Annotated in this window: 17 protein-coding genes; 11 read left to right on the top strand and 6 right to left on the bottom strand. The window is 78.9% G+C overall.

Annotated features, from left to right (window positions below; all coding sequences use genetic code 11):
* Positions 1-127 precede the first annotated feature (127 nt).
* Complete coding sequence (locus D0Z06_RS16415) at positions 128-2,602, top strand: glycoside hydrolase family 65 protein (protein ID WP_117378648.1); 2,475 nt, start codon at positions 128-130, stop codon at positions 2,600-2,602.
* Here D0Z06_RS16415 and D0Z06_RS16410 read toward each other — a convergent pair.
* Positions 2,568-4,313, bottom strand: a complete 1,746-nt coding sequence (locus tag D0Z06_RS16410; RefSeq protein WP_117378623.1) for a lipopolysaccharide kinase InaA family protein — start codon at positions 4,311-4,313, stop codon at positions 2,568-2,570. The genes D0Z06_RS16415 and D0Z06_RS16410 overlap by 35 nt on opposite strands.
* 211 nt (positions 4,314-4,524) lie before the next feature.
* On the opposite strand from D0Z06_RS16410, the gene D0Z06_RS16405 reads away from it, so the two are divergent.
* Together D0Z06_RS16405 and D0Z06_RS25440 are read left to right on the top strand one after the other, a co-directional pair.
* Entirely contained in the window at positions 4,525-5,190 is a 666-nt protein-coding gene (locus D0Z06_RS16405; RefSeq protein ID WP_117378622.1) for a DUF998 domain-containing protein, read from the top strand.
* Positions 5,187-6,146, top strand: coding sequence for a hypothetical protein (locus tag D0Z06_RS25440; RefSeq protein ID WP_158580010.1), 960 nt, complete (start codon positions 5,187-5,189; stop codon positions 6,144-6,146). Before D0Z06_RS16405 ends, D0Z06_RS25440 begins: the two co-directional genes overlap by 4 nt.
* On the opposite strand, the gene D0Z06_RS16395 is transcribed toward D0Z06_RS25440, so the two are convergent.
* Positions 6,115-7,461, bottom strand: coding sequence for a wax ester/triacylglycerol synthase domain-containing protein (locus D0Z06_RS16395; protein WP_147332072.1), 1,347 nt, complete (start codon positions 7,459-7,461; stop codon positions 6,115-6,117). The two genes, D0Z06_RS25440 and D0Z06_RS16395, sit on opposite strands and share 32 nt — an antisense overlap.
* Positions 7,462-7,474: 13 nt before the next feature.
* Complete coding sequence (locus tag D0Z06_RS26430) at positions 7,475-9,022, bottom strand: DUF4389 domain-containing protein (RefSeq protein WP_233517740.1); 1,548 nt, start codon at positions 9,020-9,022, stop codon at positions 7,475-7,477.
* A gap of 304 nt (positions 9,023-9,326) precedes the next feature.
* Here D0Z06_RS26430 and D0Z06_RS16385 point away from each other — a divergent pair, with 304 nt between their 5' ends.
* The 6 genes from D0Z06_RS16385 to D0Z06_RS16360 all read left to right on the top strand — a co-directional run bounded on the left by D0Z06_RS16385 (position 9,327) and on the right by D0Z06_RS16360 (position 15,232).
* On the top strand, positions 9,327-9,923 hold the full coding sequence (locus D0Z06_RS16385; protein ID WP_117378619.1) for an Rv1733c family protein: 597 nt from the start codon (positions 9,327-9,329) through the stop codon (positions 9,921-9,923).
* A 43-nt stretch (positions 9,924-9,966) separates the two neighbouring features.
* Positions 9,967-10,191 carry a PLDc N-terminal domain-containing protein gene (locus tag D0Z06_RS16380; RefSeq protein WP_117378618.1) on the top strand — a complete coding sequence of 75 codons (225 nt, stop codon included), beginning with the start codon at positions 9,967-9,969 and terminating at the stop codon, positions 10,189-10,191.
* Positions 10,188-11,054, top strand: a complete 867-nt coding sequence (locus D0Z06_RS16375) for a universal stress protein (RefSeq protein ID WP_147332071.1) — start codon at positions 10,188-10,190, stop codon at positions 11,052-11,054. Before D0Z06_RS16380 ends, D0Z06_RS16375 begins: the two co-directional genes overlap by 4 nt.
* A gap of 73 nt (positions 11,055-11,127) precedes the next feature.
* Entirely contained in the window at positions 11,128-13,560 is a 2,433-nt protein-coding gene (locus tag D0Z06_RS16370; protein ID WP_117378616.1) for a phosphatase PAP2 family protein, read from the top strand.
* A 44-nt stretch (positions 13,561-13,604) separates the two neighbouring features.
* A complete protein-coding gene (locus D0Z06_RS16365; protein ID WP_158580009.1) occupies positions 13,605-14,609 on the top strand; it encodes a lysylphosphatidylglycerol synthase transmembrane domain-containing protein in 1,005 nt (334 codons plus the stop codon).
* On the top strand, positions 14,606-15,232 hold the full coding sequence (locus D0Z06_RS16360) for a phosphatase PAP2 family protein (RefSeq protein ID WP_117378647.1): 627 nt from the start codon (positions 14,606-14,608) through the stop codon (positions 15,230-15,232). The genes D0Z06_RS16365 and D0Z06_RS16360 overlap by 4 nt, the downstream gene beginning before the upstream one ends.
* A gap of 31 nt (positions 15,233-15,263) precedes the next feature.
* On the opposite strand, the gene D0Z06_RS16355 is transcribed toward D0Z06_RS16360, so the two are convergent.
* Positions 15,264-16,265, bottom strand: a complete 1,002-nt coding sequence (locus D0Z06_RS16355) for a zinc-dependent alcohol dehydrogenase family protein (RefSeq protein WP_117378614.1) — start codon at positions 16,263-16,265, stop codon at positions 15,264-15,266.
* An 8-nt stretch (positions 16,266-16,273) separates the two neighbouring features.
* On the bottom strand, positions 16,274-17,209 hold the full coding sequence (locus D0Z06_RS16350) for a universal stress protein (protein WP_158580008.1): 936 nt from the start codon (positions 17,207-17,209) through the stop codon (positions 16,274-16,276).
* 203 nt (positions 17,210-17,412) lie between these two features.
* Between D0Z06_RS16350 and D0Z06_RS16345 the strand changes: the two genes are divergently transcribed.
* On the top strand, positions 17,413-18,228 hold the full coding sequence (locus D0Z06_RS16345) for a hypothetical protein (RefSeq protein ID WP_117378612.1): 816 nt from the start codon (positions 17,413-17,415) through the stop codon (positions 18,226-18,228).
* A 7-nt stretch (positions 18,229-18,235) separates the two neighbouring features.
* Here D0Z06_RS16345 and D0Z06_RS16340 read toward each other — a convergent pair whose 3' ends face one another.
* A complete protein-coding gene (locus tag D0Z06_RS16340; protein ID WP_158580007.1) occupies positions 18,236-19,216 on the bottom strand; it encodes a universal stress protein in 981 nt (326 codons plus the stop codon).
* A 182-nt stretch (positions 19,217-19,398) separates the two neighbouring features.
* Between D0Z06_RS16340 and D0Z06_RS16335 the strand changes: the two genes are divergently transcribed.
* Positions 19,399-20,043, top strand: a complete 645-nt coding sequence (locus tag D0Z06_RS16335; protein WP_147332069.1) for a CBS domain-containing protein — start codon at positions 19,399-19,401, stop codon at positions 20,041-20,043.

Below are 20,043 nucleotides of genomic sequence, written 5' to 3'. Positions count from 1 at the left end.
GTCCCTCCTGGCCGTGGACGACCTCCGGTCCACCGCCGGGCGCGGTGCCCGCGGGAGTGACGGACGTCCCGGAGGACAGGGCCGGTCAGCCGCCGTGCGGCGCGGCGGCCGGGTGGACGCTCGGGGCGTGACCGGCTGGCTGCTGCGCTACGAGGGGCTCGACCCGGAGGGTGAGCGGCTGCGGGAGTCGCTCTGCGCCCTGGGCAACGGCCGGTTCGCCACCCGCGCCGCCGCGCCGGAGTCCCGCGCCGACGGCGTCCACTACCCCGGCACGTACGCCGCCGGGGTGCACAACCGGCTCGTCGACCGGGTCGACGGACGCGAGATCGCCAACGAGAGCATGGTCAACCTGCCCGACTGGCAGTCGCTCACCGTCCGCGTCGACGGCGGGGACTGGCTGGACCTGGCCGCGGTCACGGTGACCGACCACGTGCAGGAGCTCGACCTGCGCCGCGGGGTCCTCACCCGCCGGTTCCGCGTCGAGGACGACCAGGGCCGCCGCACCCGGATCGCCCAGCGGCGGCTGGTCTCGATGGCCGACCCGTGCCTGGCCGCGCTGGACTGCACGGTGCTGGCGGAGAACTGGTCCGGGGAGCTGACCGTGCGCTCGGGGCTCGACGGTCGGGTGACCAACGACGGGGTCGCCCGCTACCGCGGCCTCGCCGGGCGGCACCTGGTGCTGGAGGAGTGCGGCGTGGGTGCGGACGGCGTCCTCGCGCTGACCGCGCGCACCAGCCAGTCCCGGATCCGGGTCGGCCTGGCCGCGCGCCACCGCGTGCTGGTCGACGGCGCGCCGCGGGAGGTGCCCCCGGTGCCGGTCGACGAGCCGGGCTGGGTGGCGGTCGACCTGACGGTGGCGATGGCCCCGGGACGGCGCCTGACCGTGGAGAAGATGGCCGGGCTGTGCACCTCCCGCGACCCCGGCATCGGCGAGCCCGGGGAGGCCGCGGTGGACGAGGTGGCCCGGGCCGGGGGGTTCGCCACCGCGCTGGCCCGCCACGAGCTCGCCTGGGGCCACCTCTGGCACCGGTGCGACGTGCGGATGGAGCCGGCCGGGCGGGCCTCGCTCACCCTGCGGCTGCACGTCTTCCACCTGCTGCAGTCGGTCTCGCACCACAGCATCGACCTCGACGTCGGCATCCCCGCCCGCGGGCTGCACGGGGAGGCCTACCGCGGCCACGTGTTCTGGGACGAGGTCTTCGTGCTGCCGTTCTTCGACCTGCGGCTGCCGGAGGTGTCGCGGGCCATGCTGCTGTACCGGTGGCGCCGGCTGCCGCAGGCCCGCGCCGCCGCGCGGGCGGCCGGCCACCGGGGGGCGGCGTTCCCGTGGCAGAGCGGCGCCACCGGGCGCGAGGAGTCCCAGACGGTGCACCTCAACCCGCGGTCGGGGCACTGGCTGCCCGACCACTCGCACCTGCAGCGGCACATCGGGCTGGCGGTGGCCTACAACACCTGGCGGTACCACGAGGCCACCGGGGACGTGGACTTCCTGGCCCAGTACGGCGCCGAGATGGTCCTCGAGGTCGCGTCCTACTTCGCCGACCTGGCCACCTACGACCCGACCGACGACCGGTACGACATCTGCGGGGTCATGGGGCCCGACGAGTACCACGACGCCCTGCCGTGGCGCGGCGAGCCGGGTGTGGACGACAACGCCTACACCAACGTCATGGCGGCCTGGACCCTCACGCGGGCCCTGCAGTGCCTCGACGTCCTGCCGCCCGAGCGGCGCCGGGAGATGCTCGACCTGGTCGACCTGCGCCAGCACGACCTCGAGCGCTGGGACCACGTGAGCCGCAAGCTGCGGCTGTGCTGGCACGGCGGGGGCGTGCTGTCCCAGTTCCGCGACTACGACCGGCTGGAGGAGTTCGACTGGGCCGGCTACCGCCGCCGCTACGGCGACATCAGCCGGCTGGACCGCATCCTCGAGGCCGAGGGCGACAGCACGAACCGCTACCAGGTGTCCAAGCAGGCCGACGTCCTCATGCTGTTCCAGCTGCTGACCGCCGACGAGCTGTACGCCGTCCTCGACCGGCTGGGCTACCGCCACGACCGGCAGACGATCCCGCGCACGGTCGCCTACTACCTCGACCGCACCGCCCACGGGTCGACGCTGTCGAAGGTCGTCCACTCCTGGGTGCTGGCGCGCAGCGACCGCCGCCGGGCCTGGGGCTACTTCCTCGAGGCCCTGGAGAGCGATGTCGCCGACGTGCAGGGCGGTACCACGGCGGAGGGCATCCACCTGGGCGCGATGGCCGGGACGATCGACCTCCTGCAGCGGGCCTTCACCGGCCTGGAGACCCGCCGGGACGCGCTGTGGCTGGACCCGTGCCTCCCCGACCAGCTGACCGGCATGCGGTTCCGGCTGCGCTACCGCGGGCACCGCCAGGTGGAGGTGGCCATCACCCACGACGCCCTGGTCATCGGCGGTGACGCGCACCGGGCCGCGACGCTGCCGCTGCGGGTCCGCGACCAGGAGCACCGGCTCGACCCCCGCAGCAGCCTGGCCGTCCCCCTGCGCCGGCCGTCCCGGCCGCGGACGCCCGCGACGGGAGCGCCGGGGCCGGTCACAGCAGGCCGCCGGCGGCCAGGTTCAGCGTGAGGAGGGCGGCGGCCAGGACCACCCCGCCCGCGGTCGCCAGCGCCAGCAGCACCCGGCGCAAGCTCCACCGCTGCACCCGGATGCGCGGGTGCGGGGGCAGCAGCGCCCGGAGGTCCTCGACCAGGTCGCGGTCCTGCTCGGCGAGGAGCCGGGCGAGCTGCCGGGGGATCGTCAGCGAGCCGGTCGAGGCGAGGGCCTCGGCGAGCTCGTCGAGGTCGAAGAACGCCGTGGCGCGGGCCACCACCCGCTCGGGCCCGACGGCCAGCGCCAGGACCAGCAGCATGTCGGCCAGGTCGGCCGCCTGGCGCCAGCGGGAGGGCCGCAGCTCCCCGAAGGAGACGTCGACGAGGTAGGCGCGGCGCCCCTGCGCGAGCACGTTGGAGGGCTTGATGTCGCGGTGCGCCGCGCCGGCCGCCCGGAGCCGGCGGACCTGCCGCAGGGCGTCGTCGACGAGGGCGTCGTCGACCGGGGCGTCGAGCAGCTCCACCGCCCCGGGGACCAGCTCGGTGACCAGCAGGTACTCCCGGCCGGGGACGACCTCGACCACGCCCACCGGTGCGGGGACCCGCACGCCGCCGTCCCGCAGCAGGCGCAGCATGTAGTCCTCGTGCTCCACCAGCCGGCGCACGGAGGAGAACGGGGCCTCGTCCTCCAGCCGGCCCCAGCGCAGGACGCGCGCCCACTTGTACCAGCGGTCGGAGCGCAGGTGGGTGGTCGCGTACAGCTTGCCGAAGAGGTGCTCGGGCGGGCCGTCGGCCAGCCGCAGCCGGCAGGGCGTCGAGCCGGCCGATCCGTCCAGCCGGTACGGCTCGATCCCCGACAGGGCGAGACCGAGCTGCTCGCGGACGGCGGTGCGCACCCGCCCGGTGCGCGCGGCGTCGAGGCGCAGGTGCGCCTTGACCTCCCGCCGGTAGGTGACCGGGAACTGCTCCACCGGCGCGAGGAGGGCGACGACCAGGACGGTCAGGCTGCAGCCGAGCAGCGCGCCCGCGACCGCGTTCGAGACGGCGTCCAGGCCGAGCGCGACCCGCACGGCCACCAGCCCGCCGACCAGGGCGACCACCGCGGCCCACCCCCAGCGCCGCACCCGGCCCGGCGGCGCCAGCACGAGCAGGCTGCCGGTGGCCACGGTCGAGAGCACGATCACCGGCCACGCCGTCAGGCCGAGGTGCCCCGGCGACCCGGTGACCCCCTCCCGCACCACGCGGACCAGCGCGGCGTCGCCGGAGACGACCTGCGCGGTCGCCGCGATCACGCTGATGCTGCCCGCGTAGACCAGCAGGTGCCGCCAGCGCGCGGCCCAGACCAGGGCGACGACGGCCGGCACCCACAGCACGCGGTACCCCAGCGCCGCACCCACCGAGCCGGCGTCGACCGCCCACCCCGGGGGCACGCCGGCCGGGGCCAGCCACTCCCGCACGGCGCGGTCGAGCGCCGGCAGGCCCCCGGGGCGGCCCGCCCACAGCGCCAGCAGCGCCACCGCGACGGCGGTGCCGGCGGCGCCGAGCCAGGCCGCGCGCGGCACCCGGTGGCGCGTCGTGCGGTCCCGGCCGGAGGGACGGCGCAGGGCCGCCCCCTCGGGCCGGACCGGCCGCCGGGCGCGCGCGGCGGGCACGGGTGGACGGCTCTCGGCGGCGGACGGCAGCGGCAGGCCCGGGTGCAGGTCGCCGCCCGCGCGCAGGCCGGGGCCGGCCGGTCCCTCGCCGCTCACCGGGCCATCGTGCCCCGCCGGTCCGGTCCCGGGTCCCGGGCCGGAGGTCCCTGCCCGGCGAGCACTGCGTCCCGTCCCGCCGGCCCGGGGACCAGCGCCCCCGCCGCCGGGACCTCCGGCCCCTCCGCCGCGGCGGCGTGGCCCGCGACCGTGGACCCCGACCGGACACCCGCGGCCGGAGGACCCTCCGGACGCCCGCCGAGGAGGACCCGTGACGTCGAGCCCCACCCGCACCCGCGCGCGCACCGCGCCCCGGAGCCGCGCCCGCGCCCTCGCCGGGCTGCTCCTGCTCACCGCCGGCGCCGGCGTGCTGCTGGCGGTCGTCACCGCGGAGGCGCTCTACCCGGCCGACTACCGCAGCAGCGTCAACACGGTCAGCGACCTGGCCGCGATGCGGCCCGACGACGTCGTCCGGCAGCCCTCGGCGGCGGTCTTCGACGTCACCATGGTCGTCGGCGGCCTGCTCATCGGGGTCGCCGCCGCCCTGCTGGCCCGGCTGCGCGCCGGGGCGTCGGCCGTGCTGCCGCTCGCCGCGCTGGCCCTCGGCATGGTCGGCGTCGGGCTGTTCCCCGGCAACACCGTCATGGCCGTGCACCAGCTGGTGTCCCTCGTGGCCTTCGCCGGCGGCGGGCTCGCGGCGGTCCTCGCCGCCCGGCTGCTGCCGCGGCCGCTGCGCCCCGTGCCGGTGCTGCTGGGGGCCGTCGCGCTGGTCGCGCTGGTCGGCTACCAGCTCCTCGGCGGCTCCGGGGTGTTCGACGCGCTGGGCGAGGGCGGCACCGAGCGCTGGATCGTCTACCCGGTGGCCCTCTCCCTGGTGGTGCTCGGCAGCGGGCTGGCGGCGACGCCGGCCGGGCCCGGTCCCGCGGACGACCGGTGACGGCCAGGCGCGCGGCGCTGCGCCGGCGGCCCGGGGCACCCGCTCCGCGGGCGGCCGGCGCCGTGGCCGCACGGGCGGCCGGTCTCGCCGCCGTCGTCGCGGCCGGTGCCGCCGCGACCGGCCTGCTGCGGCGGCCCACCGGTGCCCCCGTCCCGGTCGTGACCCCGCGGGGGCAGACCGTGCCGCTGGCCGGTAGCGGGCTCTACCGGTACGACTCGGTGTTCACCGCGGCCGGCAACACCGCCGTCGACGCGGTCGTGCTCGCGCTCGGGGTGCCGCTGGTGATCACCGCGTGGCAGCAGCACCGGGCCGGGTCGCCGCGCGGCTCCCTCCTGCTCACCGGGGCCTTCGGCTACCTGCTCTACGTCTACGCGACCTACGCCGTCGGCGTGGCCTACAACCCCCTCTTCCTGGCCTACGTGACGCTGACCGCGACCGCGCTCTGGGGGCTCGCCGCGGCGGCGGCCGCCACCGACCGGGCCGCGCTGGCCGTGGCGGCCGCGGACCCCGCCGTGCCGCACCGGGCGCTGTCGTGGTTCCTGCTCGCCGCCGCCGCCACGACCGCCGCCGTCTGGACGCCGCCGCTGGTCACCGCCCTCCTGGAGGGGCGCCCGCCGGACCTGCTGGAGGGCGCCACGACCCCGGTGACCCACGCGCTGGACCTCGCCGTCGTCACCCCGGCCGCCGCCCTGGCCGGGCTGCTGGTCCGCCGCCGGGACCCGCGGGGCTACCTGCTCGCCGCGCCCCTGCTCGTGCTGATCGCGATGCTGCTGCCCACCATCGGCGTGAGCACCGCGCTGCAGGCGGCCGCCGGCATCTCCTTCACCGTCCCCGAGGTGGTCGGGCCGGTGGCCGGCTTCGGCGTCCTCGGGCTCGTCGGGGCCGGGCTGCTCCGGCGGCTGCTGCGGGCGGTTCCGACCCGGCTCACGACGACGCTGCCGGCACCGGCCGGCTGACCAGCGCGGCGAGCTCCCGCTCGAGCGCCGCCACGAGCACCGGCAGGTCGGGCAGCCGCTCCGGGTCGGCGACCGCCGTCACCATGAGGGTCCCGGCGTAGGACAGGGCGTCGAAGGCCACCGTCACGTTGCCGGCCTCGCCCACCGCGACCGGGACGACGGCGGTCACCGGCACTCCGGCGACGGTGACGGGCCGGTCGGGCCCGGGGACGTCGCTGACCAGGGTGTGGAAGCGCCGCTGGCGGGAGAGGTACCAGTGGTAGGCGCCCGTCCCCGCGAGCGCCCGGAACAGCGGGCCGAGGAGCGCGACGAGCGGCGGCGCGGTGGCCTGGTCCCGCGCGCGCCGCACCGTCCCGGCGAAGCGGCGCAGCCGGTCGCCCGGCTCACCCGCCACCGGAACCGGCACCACCAGCGGCGTCGCGGCGTTGCCCAGCTCGGCCAGCCCGGCCGACCGCCGGGCGGTGACCATCACGACGACGACAACCGGGTCCACCGCCTCCCAGCGGGCGGCCAGGAGCGCCGACAGCGCACCGGTGACCGCGACCAGCAGCGCGTCGTTGACCGTGCCGCCGGCCGCGTGCGCCGCCGCCCGCAGGGCCGCCAGGTCGACCCGCACCGCCGCGGCGCACCGCCGCGACCCGGTGGGCGCCAGCAGGGAGCAGGGCGCCGCGGGTGCCGCCGACAGGCCACCGCCGGCCGCGAGGGACCGCCGCAGCGCGCGCAGCCAGGACCGCCACCGGCGCACCGCCCGCACCCTCGCCCGGGCGGCGTCGGCGACCAGGACCGGGTACGGCGGCCGGGGCCGGGGGGCGGGGATGCGGGCGGGCCGCGGTGCGGCGCCGTCGGCCAGGTGGGCCAGGACCGCCAGGCCGCCGATGCCGTCGACGACCTCGTGGGAGGCGATCACGACGAGCCCGGTGCGCCCCCCGGCCAGGCCCGGCACGAGGACCACGCCCCACGCGGGCCGGTCCGCGGGGAGGGCCCGGGCCACCAGCGCGGTGGCGAGGTCCAGCAGCGCCCGGTCGTCCCGCGGCTCGGGGCAGGGCACCTCGCGGACGTGCGCAGCGGGGTCGAACGCCGGGTCGTCGACCCAGGCCGGGCCCCCGGCCCCCGGCGGGAGCCGGACCAGCCGCTGGCGGAGGCGGGGCACCGCGGCGAGGCGGCGGGCCACCTCCGGCCCCAGCCGGCCGGGGTCGGGCTCCTGCCGGGTGTCGAGGACCAGGACGGCGCCCAGCTGGTTCGGCACCGGGCTCCGGGAGCCCACCGTCCGCATCGCCAGGTCGGCCGCCCCGGCCCGCTCGACCGGGGCGGTCACCCCGCCGCGCACGTCACCGCGGGCCACCCGGCGTGGTGCCGGCCGGCCGGTCCGCCGGCGGCGCGCCCCGCGGGGCCGGCGGGGCGACCGGTCCCGGCGGGCCGGGCTGCGCGGGGGCCGCTCCCGTGGGGCCGCGGTGGGCGCCGCGGACGGCCAGCGCGACGAGCAGGGCTCCGGCGAGCAGCAGGGCCGCGCCGGTCACCAGCAGCCCGACCCACAGCCACGTCAGCCCCGGCGCGGTGAGGCCGGCCCGCACGACGACGTCCACCCCCGCCGCCCCGTCGGCGCGCATGACGACCGCCGTCCAGTCGCCGTCCGCGGGCCGCCAGGTGAGGGTGCGGGTCCCCGTCCCCTCGTCCTGGGCCACCCACAGGTCCTGCTCCCCGGGCGGTCCGGCCGGGGCGCCCCCGGCCACGTCGCGCCCGCGCGGCTCCCCGGTGGGCCCGAGGTCGTCCAGCTCGCGGTACCCCACGCCCTGCAGCCAGCCCTCGACGTCGGAGGTCCGGCCGACGCCGACGAACACCTCCGTGCCGGGGTCGGCGGCGGTGACCTCCAGCTGGGCCCGGCCGAGGACGTCGTCGATGAGCCACTCGTCCCCGGCCGTGTCCAGGGTGACCGACCCGGAGACGAGGGCGTACCGCGCCGTGGACAGGTCCTCGCGCCCGGTCATGACGAAGCCGTCCTCGCGCTGGGTGGTGTCGGCCCACGCCAGGCTGCCGCCGCCGACGAGCAGGCCGGTCGAGGTCACGAGCAGCAGGGCGCCGACGACGACCGCGACCACCCGCCCCGCGGTCCACGACGAGCGCGCGGGGGCGGCCACGGGGGCGGCTGCCGGCGGGGCGGCCTGCGGGAGCGGGCCGGGACCGGGGCCCACCGGCTGCGTGCCGGGGTCGGCACCGCCGGTGTCCAGGCGGAACGGCGGGTAGCGGTCGGTCATGAGCGCCACGTAGGCCGCCACGCGCAGCACCCAGCGGTCCATGCCCATCACGAAGTCGTAGACCGGCGCCGGGTAGCGGTCGGTGAACAGCAGCACCACACCGGCGACCAGCACCAGCAGGCCGACCAGCCCGCCGGCCCCCCAGCCCCCGTCCCAGGCGCCGTCGTCGGCGGCCGACGCCCCGAACCACAGGCCGCCGCCGACGAACACCGCCAGCACCAGCCAGTGCGGGATGGCCAGCAGCCAGGACTTGACCAGCACCAGCCCGCGCGAGAGCCGCTCGGGGTAGGGCACGTCCAGCCGGGCCGGGTAGTCCGGCACGTCGGCGAGGGTGAACGGCGGGTAGCGGTCGGTGCCCAGCGCCGCGTAGCCGTAGTAGTGCACCCGCCAGCTCCAGCGCAGCACCCCGACGTCGAAGTCGAACAGCGCGCGCGGGTAGCGGCCGGTGACCAGGATCGCCACCCAGGCCACCACCGTGAGCACGGTGAAGGCGAGCCAGAGGAACGCCAGCACCACGTAGTGCGGGATCAGCAGGAACCACTTGACCAGCCAGAGCCAGCGCGACAGGGGCGCGTCCAGTGCCGCGTCCACGCGCACGGGGTACGGCGTGCGGTCCTCGGTCACTCCGGTCTCCCTCCGTCCGCCCGCGCGGGCCGTGCGGGAGCCGCGGCCGCCGGCGGGTCGTCCCCCAGCCTCGGCGCCCGGCGCCGGCCGGGACACGTCCGCAGGTCGGCGGTCCCCGGGGGCGGAGGTCCCGCCGCCCATGGGGACCGGGAACCTCGGCCGCGGGCGCCGGCGGCCGCCTGCCGGCCCCGGACCGGGACCTGCGGCGGGGTCCCACCGGGACCTGGGCCCCTCCCGACGGGCGTCGTCCGCGGGAATGCTGGCGGCAGCGCCCCCGGTGCCGCACCGACGAGAGGAGATCGCGGTGACCGCCCCGACCCCAGGCCCCGCCGGCCGGGCCCACCGGCGTCTCGGCCTGGTGCGCCGGCCGCTGCGGCGGGGCTCGGACCGGGCGGAGGCGGCCTCGTGGGTGCTGCTGGCCCTGCTGCTGCTCCTCACCGTCCCGGTCGCGCTGACCGCGGGCACCCTCGTCCACGAGCAGGTGCGCACCGTGGCCGAGGACCAGGCGCGCGACCGGCTCGCGGTGACGGCGGTCGCCACGCGGGACGCCACGGCCCGGGTCGACTCGGCCTACGGCGGGCGGCTCCTCGTCGCGGCGGAGTGGACCGCACCGGACGGCCGCCCGGCCGAGGGGGACGTCCCCGTCACCGGCGCCGTCCGCGCCGGCGACCGGCTGACCGTCTGGCTGACCGCGGACGGGGAGCCGGCCGGCCGGCCGATGACGGCCTGGGAGACCACCCGCAGCACCGTGGTGCTCACCGGCCTGGGGTGGGTGGCGAGCGTGGCCGTGCTGGTGGCCCTGCACGCCGTCGTCCTCTGGCTGGTGGACCGGCACCGCGACCGGACCTGGACCCGCGAGTGGGCGGCGGTCGAACCGGGCTGGTCCCGCCGCGTGCCCTGACCACCGCGCCCGACCACGGCGCCCCGACGACGGGAGGACCGGCATGACCGGGCGGACGCGACGGCGCTGGGCCGACCTGTCGGGACGGCAGCGCGCCGCGCTCGCGGCCCTGGCCGCGGTGCAGCTCGCCCTCGCGGTCGGCGCCTGGACGGACCTGGCGCGCCGCCGGCCGGACGAGGTGGACGGCAGCCGAGGCCTGTGGGCCGTGGTGATCGCGGTCAACTGGGTCGGCCCGCTGGCCTGGTTCCGGTGGGGTCGCCGGCGATGACCGGGGCGGTGGTGGTGGCCTTCGACGGGTCGGTCGCGGCCCGCGAGGCGGCGTACTGGGCGGCGGAGGAGGCCGTGGCCCGCGGCTGCCCGCTGCAGCTGGTGCACGTGCTGCACTGGCCGGTGCGGGCGCTGGCCGGTCTCGGCCTGCCGGAGGCCGCCCTCGACGGCGAGCGCGCCCGCGCCGCGGCCACGGCCGCGATCGAGCTCGCGGCGGAGCGCTGCCGGCAGCACGCGCCGGGGCTGGAGGCGCGGGTCGAGGTGCTCCGGGGGGAGGCGGTCGAGGTGCTCTCCCGGCTGGCCGCCGACGCGGAGCTGCTGGTGCTGGGGGCCTGCGGGCAGACCGCGGCCCCGTCGGTGCTGCTGGGCTCCAGCGCGGCCGAGCTGCTGCGCGGGACGGCGGGGCCGGTGGTGGTCGTCCGCGACACCCCGGTCCGCCGGGCCGGGGTGGCGCAGCAGGTCGTCGCGGGTGTGGACGGGTCCCCCGCCTCCGCCCGGGTGCTCCGAGCGGCCCTGGCGGCGGCCGGCCGGCGGGGCTGGGAGGTGACCGCCGTCCACGCGTGGTCCGACCTCCCCCTCGAGGCGCTGACCGGCCGGGTGGACCTCGACCGCGCGGCCGCCCGGGAGCGGGCCGCCGCGACGCTGGCCGCGCTCGTGGCCGACGTCCACCCCGAGCACCCGGCCGTACCCCTGCGGCAGGTCGCCGCCGCCGACCACCCCGCCGCCGCGCTGCTGGACCGGGCGGCCGGTGCGGCCCTCCTCGCCGTGGGGCGGCACGGCCGGGGCGCGGCACCGGCTCCCCTGGGCAGCGTCTGCCACGCCGTCGCCCACTACGCCCCGTGCCCGGTCGCGGTCGTCACCTGACGGGACGGCGGGCACCCCGGCCCGGGCCGGAAGACCCTGAGCGGGAGGCGGCCCGCAGGTGTCCACTCGGGGCGTGACCGCCCGCGTCGTGACCACCCCCGGGCCGGAGCAGCGGCTGCGCCGCGACCCGTCGCCGGCCGCCCGGCCGGTGCAGCGGCTCCCCGTCGACCTCGTCCGCGTGGTGCTGGGGCTGGCGATCCTGGGCGTCGGCTTCCTCATCGCCCGGCGCGGCGAGCTCCCGGTCTTCGAGCGCAACGTCTTCCTGCTCCTCAACGGGCTGCCGGCCACCGTCTTCCCGGTGGTCTGGGTGGTCATGCAGCTGGGCAACGTGGTCGCTGTCCCGGTGCTCGCGACGGCCGCGCTGGCCTACCGCCGCCTCGCGCTCCCCGACCGCCTCCGCCTGGCCCGGGACCTGCTGGTCTCCGGCCTGGCCGCCTACGTCGCCGCCGACCTGGTCAAGAGCGTCGTGCAGCGGGAGCGGCCGGTCGGGCTGGTCGGCGAGGTCAACTTCCCGGAGGGCCCGGTCGCCGGGCTCGGCTTCGTCTCCGGGCACTCCGCCGTCGCCGCGGCCCTGGCGACCGCCGCCGTCCCGTACCTCACCCGCCGCGGCCGCCGGGTGGTCTGGACGCTGGCCTGGTCCGTCGGCCTGGCGCGCATCTACGTCGGCGCCCACCTGCCGCTGGACGTCGTCGGCGGGCTGGCCGGCGGCTGGGCGATCGGCTCGCTGGTCCACTGGGTGTTCGGCGTGCCCCGGCGGCACGTCGAGCCCGACCGCGTGCGCCGGCTGCTCGACCGCTTCGGCCTGCCGGTCCGCGACCTGCGGCCGGCCGACGTCGTCGCCCGCAGCTCGCACCCCTTCGAGGCCGTGGACGCCGACGGGCAGCGGCTGTACGTGAAGTTCCTCGAGCCCGACCGCGCCGAGCGGGACTGGCTGCACCGGCTGTGGCGGCTGCTCGCCGCCCGGGACGTCAAGGACGCCGACGCCGTCGCCCCGCTCGGGCAGCAGGCCGAGCACGAGGCGGTGGCCGCGATGACCGCCCGTGAGCGGGGGGTGCGCACCCCGCGCGTGCTGCTGGCGCGCGGCACCGGGCGGGAGGCGGTCGTCGTGCAGGAGCACGTGACCGCCCGCGGCCTGGACGCCCTCCCGCCGGAGGAGCTCACCCCCGGGCTGCTCGCCCGCGTCTGGGCCCAGGTGGCCCGGCTGCACGCGGCACGGGTGGCCCACCACGACCTCGTGGCCGGCAGCGTCCTGGTCGACGCCGAGGGCCGGGCCTGGCTGGTGGACTTCGGCAACGCGCTCACCGGGGCCGACGACGACGCCCTGGCCGGTGACGTCGCCGAGCTCATGGCCTCCGTGGCGGTGCGGCTGGACCCGGCGGTGGTCGCCGGGACCGCGATCGCGGGCCTCGGCCGGGAGGCGGTGGGCGCGGCGCTGCCCCGGCTGGCCCCGCTGGCGCTGACCTCGGCGACCCGGGCCGAGCTGCGCGGGCACCGCGACCGGCTGGACCGGCTGCGCGACGAGGTGCGCCGCCGGCTCGACCTCCCCGACCCCGACCGCCCCGAGTTCGGCCCGCCCGGGGTCGCGGCCCGGCTGGCCGTCGCCGCGGGGTCCGCGCTGGCCCTGGTCGCCGTCCCGCTGCTCGGCGGGGCGGCCCCCCTGCTGGAGTCGGTGGAGCACGGTGGGTGGCGCTGGGTGGGCGCGGCCCTGGCGCTGGCCGTCCTCGCCCGGGCCGCGACCGCGGCGGCGGCCCTGCTGACCGTCGAGCGCCGGCTCGCCCTGGGCCGCACCTTCGGCGCCTCGATGGCGGCGGAGGGGGCCTCGCTGCTGCACGGCCGGCCGGGGTGGCGGCGTTCGGCGGCCCGGTACCTGGAGCGGGCCGGGGTGCTGCCGGACGCCGCGGCCCGCGCCGTCGCCCGGTTCGTCGCCGTCGCCGTGGTCGCCGCCGTCCTGGTGGCCGTCGGCACGTCGGTGATGGCGCTGGTGGAGGGGGAGCTGACCGACTGGCGCGTGCCGGACGCGTTCGCCGACGCGGTGGCCGTCGGGCTGGCCGCGTGGGTCCTGGTGCTGACCGGGCAGTGGCTGGCCCGCCGGCGGGACCCCGCCGAGGAGCCCGCGCACCGCGTCCGCGATGCCCTGCGCGAGCTGTTCCGCCGGGGTCCCGAGGGCACCGCGTGGCGCCGGGGGGCGCAGCTGGGCTGGGCGGTGCTGGGGGTGCTCCTGGAGGCCGCCGTCCTCGTCGCGGCGCTGCACGCGGTGGGGGGCCCGGTGCCCCTGCTGGTCACCGCCGCGGTGTACGGCGTCCTGCACATGCTGTGGTGGCTGGTGCCCGAGACCGGGGTGCCCGGCGCCGCCGACGTCGCCCTGCTCCTGGTGCTCACCGCGCTGGGCGCCCCGCTGGCCGCCGCCTGCGCCGCGGTCCTGGTCTTCCGGCTCGTCACCTTCTGGGGCCCCGCGCTCACCGGCACGCTGCTGACGGCACGCGCCGATCACCCGCTCGGCACGTGACGGCGGCCCCGCCCCGGCCCACGCGGGGCCGCCGGCTCCGGCGGGTGCTCACCGGTCGGTGGGCCCGGGCGCTGCTCACCGTCGCCGTCGTGGTGGCCGTCTTCGCCGGTGTGCTGCCGCGGATCGCCGACTACTCGGCGGCGTGGGACCTGGTGCGCGCCATGACCGGCGCCGAGGTCGTCGCCGTGGCCGGCATCGCGCTGGTCAACCTGTTCTCCTACGCGCCGCTGTGGATGGCGGCCATGCCCGGCCTGACCCTCGGGCGGGCGGTGATGAGCGACCAGGCCTCGACGGCGGTCTCCAACACGGTGCCCGCGGGCTTCGCCTTCGGGGTCGGCACCAACGCCGCGATGTACCACTCGTTCGGCTTCTCGGCGGCCGAGATCACCCGCGCCGTGGCGCTGACCGGCGTCTGGAACAACCTGGTCAAGCTCGGGATGCCGGCGTTCGCCCTGGGCGGGGTCGCCCTGCTCGGCGACGTGGACAGCGGGCTCGGGATCGCCGCGGCGGTCGGCAGCGCCGTCCTGGTCGCCGTCGTCGGTCTGCTGCTCCTCGCGGTGACGCACGAGCGGGCGACCCGGCTGCTCGCCGGCGCCGCCGAGCGGCTGGCCGGGTGGGCGGCGCCGCTGGTCCGCCGGAGCGCGCCCACGGGCTGGCCGGAGCGCGCCGAGCGGTTCCGCGCCGGGTCGGAGGACCTGGTGCGCGCCCGCTGGCCGCACCTGACCGCGGCCGCGGTCGCCAGCCACACCGCGCTGTTCCTGGTCCTGCTCACCTGCCTGCGCGCGGTGGGCGGCGGCGCCGAGCTGTCCTGGGTGGAGCTGCTGGCGGTCTTCTCGATCACCCGGCTCGTGACGCTGGTACCGGTCACGCCGGGCGCGCTCGGGGTGGCCGAGCTCAGCTATGTCGCCGGGCTGACCGCGGCCGGGGTGGGGGCGACGGCCGCCGCCGGGACGGTGCTGCTGTTCCGGTTCCTCACCTGGTTCCTGCCGATCCCGGTCGGCGCGGTGGCGTTCGTGCTGTGGCGGCGCGGCGTCGGGGTGCCCCGGTGACCACCCGGCGGCGGGCGGACCTGTGGACCCTGCTGGTCGCGGTCGCCGTGGCGGTGCTGTGCTCGTGGCTGGTCTCCTCCGGCGAGGTCGGCCCGCGCGAGCGGGCGGTGTTCGCCTGGGTGAACGGCTGGCCGGAGGCCGTGCGCTGGCCGCTGTGGGCCTTCCAGCTGCTGGGCGTCCTGGGCATGCCGCTGCTCGTGGGCGTCGTGGCCCTGGCGCTGCGCCGGTGGCGGCTGCTCGCGGGGCTGGTGCTGCTGGTACCGCTCAAGCTGCTGGTCCACGGCGAGGTCGTGAAGGCGCTGGTGCAGCGGGAGCGGCCGGGGAGCACCATCCCCGGCGCGGTGCTGCGCGACGTCCCCTCGGCCGGCATCGCCTACCCCTCCGGGCACGCGGTGATCACCGCCGGGATCGTCGTCCTGCTCGCCCCCTACGTGCGGCGCCGGTGGCTGGTGCTGCTGGTCGCGCTGTCCCTGCTCAACTCCGTGGCCCGGGTCTACCTCGGCGGCCACGCCCCGCTCGACGTGGTCGGCGGCGCGGCTCTCGGCGCGGCGCTCGGCGCCGCGCTCAACCTGGTGCTCGGCGTCCCGGCCGGACCCCGCAGCGGAGTGGATCCGTCGGCGTGACATCGGCGTGACGCCGACGGATCCACTCCGCTCACCGGGCGTGCAGGACGGCGGCCCCGCCGAAGCGGCCGTGCGCGAGGTCGGCCAGCGCGCGCGGTGCCTCGTCCACCGGGTAGGGCACCGTGGTGGCCCGGACGCCGAGCCGGGCGGCCAGGGTGAGGAACTCCTCGGCGTCCCGGCGGGTGTTGGCCGTGACGCTGCGCAGCCGGCGCTCCTGGAAGAGCTCGTCGGCGTAGACCAGCGGCGGGACGTCGGAGAGCCAGATGCCGGCCACGGCCAGGGTGCCGCCGCGGTCCAGCGCCCGGAGCGCGACCGGGACGAGGTCCCCGGCGGGGGCGAAGAGCACCGCGCCGTCGAGCGGCTCGGGCGGGGGGTCCCGGGCGTCACCCACGGAGTCGGCACCGAGCCGCCGGGCCAGCGCCCGGTTGTGCTCGCCGCGGGTGAGCACGTGCACCCGGAGCCCCTGGGCGAGCGCGACCTGGGCGGTGAGGTGCGCGCTGCCGCCGAACCCGTACACGCCCAGCACGCCCCCCGGCGGGACGTCGGCCAGCCGCAGCGCCCGGTAGCCGATGAGCCCGGCGCACAGCAGCGGGGCGGCGTGCTCGTCGTCGACGCCGTCGGGCAGCCGGTGGGCGAAGCGCTCGTCGACCAGGCAGGCCTCGGCGTACCCGCCGTCGACGTCCCACCCGGTGAAGACCGGGGCGGTGCACAGGTTCTCGTCACCGCGCCGGCAGAACCGGCAGCTGCCGTCGGTACCGCCGAGCCAGGCCACCCCGACCCGGTCCCCGACCGCGAACCGGCCGGTCCCGGGGCCGAGCGCGGCCACCCGGCCGACGACCTCGTGCCCCGGCACCACCAGCGGGCGGCGCGGCGCGAGGTCGCCCTCGGCCAGGTGCAGGTCGGTGCGGCAGACGCCGCAGCAGGTGACGTCCACGCGGAGCTGCCCGGGCCCGGGCCCGGGCAGCTCGCGGTCCACGCGGACCAGGGGGCCGGTGTCGACCGGACCCGGCCGCCCGACGGCCCAGGCGCGCACCGCGCTGCTCAGGCCCGGGCGGGGACGGCGCCCACGGTGCCGGCCGGCGTCGCGTCGGGGTCGGCCGGGTGCACGACCATGACCGGTCCGGTGGCGTGCACCACGCAGTGCAGGGCGACCGAGCCGAGCAGCACCCCGGGCAGGCCGAGCCGGCTGCGGCTGCCCACGACGAGCAGGGCGGCGCCCTCGGCGCGGCGGACCAGCACGTCGCCGGGGGCGCCCTCGACCACGTCCACCGTCGCCGCGGGGCCGAGGACGTCGGTGACCACGGCCTGCGCGCGCCGGGCGGCCTGCTCCCGGGTCTCGGCCACCAGGGGCGCGCTCGCCGGGGGCAGGTCGCCCCAGAAGTCGAGGGGCTGGTGGACGGCGACCGGCTCCAGCCGCGCGCCCAGCCGCTCGGCCTCGACCGCGGCGCGGGCCAGGGCGTGCCGCGCGACCGGGGTGTCGTCCACGCCGACGACCACGCGGGGCTCGACCGGGCCGCGCGAGGGGTGCACGACCACGACCGGGCACGGCGCGTGCGTGGTGCAGTGCAACGCCACCGAGCCCAGCAGCGCGCTGCGCACCGCGCCCCGGCCCCGGCTGCCCACGACGAGCAGGTCGGCGCCGTCGGCCCGGGCCACCAGGTGCGGGGCGGGCGCGCCGGCCGCGACGGTCAGCTCGACGGGCACCTCCCGGACGGCCGGGTCGGTGTGCTGCACGCGGGCCACGACGTCGCGGGCCCGGGCCGCGGTGTCCGACCGGATGACCTCGATGCGCCGCTGGTCGAGCAGGTAGGCGTCGGCCCAGTACACGTCGATCGGGAAGGCGGTCACCACGTCGACCCGGGCGGAGGTGCGGGCCGCCGCGTGCAGGGCCCACGCCAGCGCGGCGTCGGCACCGGGTGAGCCGTCCACCCCCACGACGACGCGTCGTCCCCGGTCGGTCGGTGCGGTGGCGTCCACGTCGGCTCCCAGCTGTGGTGGCGTCGACCCGGCCGCCCGGGTCCCCGGCCCCCGCATCGTCGCCGCGGCGCCGGGCCCACCGGTGCGGGACGAGGTCCCGGAGGGGCGGGACGTTGGTCGCAGCGCCCGGTGACGCCCGGCTCGCGCCCGGGTCCGCCCGCGCGGGGAACGCTGGCCCGGCACCACGCACCGAGGAGTCCGCCATGCACCCGACCCCGCCGGACCGCCCGGCCCCGCTCGAGGAGATCGCCCGGCGGGTCCGGCCGGCCCCGTCACCCCGCGGAGGGGAGCCCTGGGCCGTCGTGGTCCGGGACGGCGCCCTCGAGGTCCGGGCCGGGTCCGGCGACGGCTGGCCGGGGGCACCGGCCCCGCCACCTCGCCGGGCCGTCATCGACGCGGGCGCGGCCGTGCTGGACCTGCGGGTCGCGCTGGCCGGCGCGGGCCGCGGTGCGGCGGTCCGGTGGTTCCCCCGGCCGGGGGACCCCGCGCTCGTCGCCGCCGTCCGGCCGGCCGCGGGCCCCGCCGACCCGGAGCTGGCGGCCCGCTCCTCCCTGCTCGACCGGTCGCGGTCCGCCCGGCCGCTGCCCGGGCGGCCGCTGCCCGGGCGGCCGGTCCCGGACGACGTCCTGGACCGGCTGGCCGGCCTGGCCGCGGACGGGGACGTCGGGCTGGTGCCCGTCCGGCGGGAGCAGCACCGGGAGCTCGTGACCCGGCCGACCGGCGCCGACCTCACCGGTCAGGTGCTGCTGATGCTCACCACCGCAACCGACGACCGCCGGGCCTGGGCGCGCTGCGGCGAGGTCCTCGAGCGGCTCCGGCTGGTGCTGGCCGACCTCGGCTGGACCGCCTCCCCGCTGCCGGGGGTGCTCGACGTGCCCCTCACCCGCACGCAGCTGCGCTCCGCGCTGTCCTGGGCCGCCCACCCGCAGGCCCTGCTGCGGATCGGCGCCCCGGCCGGCGTCCCGTCCGCCGGCCGGCGGGCGGACGTCGGCGGCCGCCCGGTGCCGGCCGCCGGGTGAGGCCGGCTCAGCCCGCGGCCGCGACCGCCCCCGCGTGCTCCGCGGCCGCCACCGCCCGGTCGGCCGGGTGCACCACGAGGACCGGGCAGGGCGCGGCGACGGCGCAGTGCAGCGCCACCGAGCCCACCAGCAGGCCGCGCAGCGTGCTGTGGCCGCGGCCGCCGACGACCAGCACGGACGCCTCCCGCGCCCGGGCCACGAGCAGCTCGCCGGCCGGTCCCTCCTCGGCCAGCACGCGCACGTCCGGGGCGTCGGTCCGCCCGGCGAGGACCTCGTCGACCACGGCCCGCGTGCGCCGGAGCACCTGGCCGTACACCTGGTCGACCGGGGGGAGGACGACCGTCCAGAGGTCGCTCCAGGCGTCGTCGAGGGAGAAGGCGGCGAGCACCTCGACGTCGGCACCGATCCGGGCCGCCTCGTCCACCGCGGCGTTCAGCGCCGCCCGCGAGGCCGGCGAACCGTCCACGCCCACCACGACGGGGCCGGGTGCGGTCCGCTGCTCGGGGGTGCCGTGGACGACGAGCACGGGGCAGCGGGCGGCGGTGACGCAGTGCAGCGCCACCGAGCCCAGCACGGCGCTGCGCACGGCGCCGCGGCCCCGGTTGCCGACGACCAGCAGGTCGGCGCCGGCCGACCGGTCGACCAGGTCGTGGGCAGCCGGCTCCGGGGACGCGACGACGTCCACCGGGACGTCCCCGACCCCTGGCACGGCCTCCAGCGCCGCATCGCCGCGGGCGTCGGCGACGAGCTCACGGGCCCGGGCCGCGGTGTCCTCGCGCAGGCCGGCGAGATCGGGCGCCGTGGCCACCATGCTGGTCATCAGGTAGAGCTCCCCGGCGTAGCAGGCGACGACCTCCAGCGCCGCGCCGCGGTCGGCGGCCTCCCCCAGCGCGGTCACCAGCGCGGCGCGGGCGGGCGGGCTGCCGTCCACGCCCACGACCACGCGGGGCCGGTCGCCGTCGGGGCGGGGTGCGCCGGCGTCGGTCACGGGGACCTCCTCGGGACGCGCCGGGTCGGCACCCCGGCGGGAGGCCCCGACGATCCGCCGCGGGTGGCTCCCGGTGGCAGGGACGGAGGTCCCGACCGGGGGCACCCGGAGACCCTGGGTCGGCCGAGCCGCCCGCGCCTAGCGTCGGCGGCGAGGACAGGTCCACCCGAGGAGGCGCCCCCGTGCAGGCTCGAGACGTCATGACCCGGGAGGTCGTCACCGTCGGGCCGGAGACCTCGGCCAGGTACGCGGCCGAGGTGCTCGCCGACCGGGGCTTCGCCGCCCTGCCGGTGGTCGACGACGACGAACGGCTGGTCGGCATCGTCGCCGAGGCCGACGTCCTGCGCGACCGCCTGCCGCAGGACCCGCGGCCGCACCTGCGGCGGCAGGAGGACACCGCGGCGGCCCCGCCGCCGGTGCTCGTCCACGGCGTCATGACGCGCGCCGTGCGCGCGGTGGAGGCGACGGCGGACGTCGCCGACGTGGCCCGGCTCTTCGTCGACGAGCAGCTGCGCAGCGCCCCCGTGGTCGACGGCGGCCGCCTGGTCGGCATCGTCAGCCGCCGGGACCTGCTGCGCACCCTGGTCCGCGACGACGCGCAGCTGCGCGGCGACCTGCTGCGGCTCGTCGAGGCCTACACCGGGGAGCCCGACGCCTGGCACGTCGAGGTCAGCGAGGGGATCGCCACGGTCCAGCGGACCGGCGGCGTCCCGGAGACCTCGGCGGAGACCGAGGAGGAGGCCGTGCGGGCCCTCGCCCGCACGGTGAGCGGCGTCATCGGCGTGCGCGTCCTGCCCGCGGCCACCGCCGTCCCGAGCCAGCACTGA

Source organism: Geodermatophilus marinus, assembly GCF_003428645.1.
GTDB lineage: Bacteria > Actinomycetota > Actinomycetes > Mycobacteriales > Geodermatophilaceae > Geodermatophilus.
This window is presented reverse-complemented; position numbering and strand designations above follow the sequence as displayed.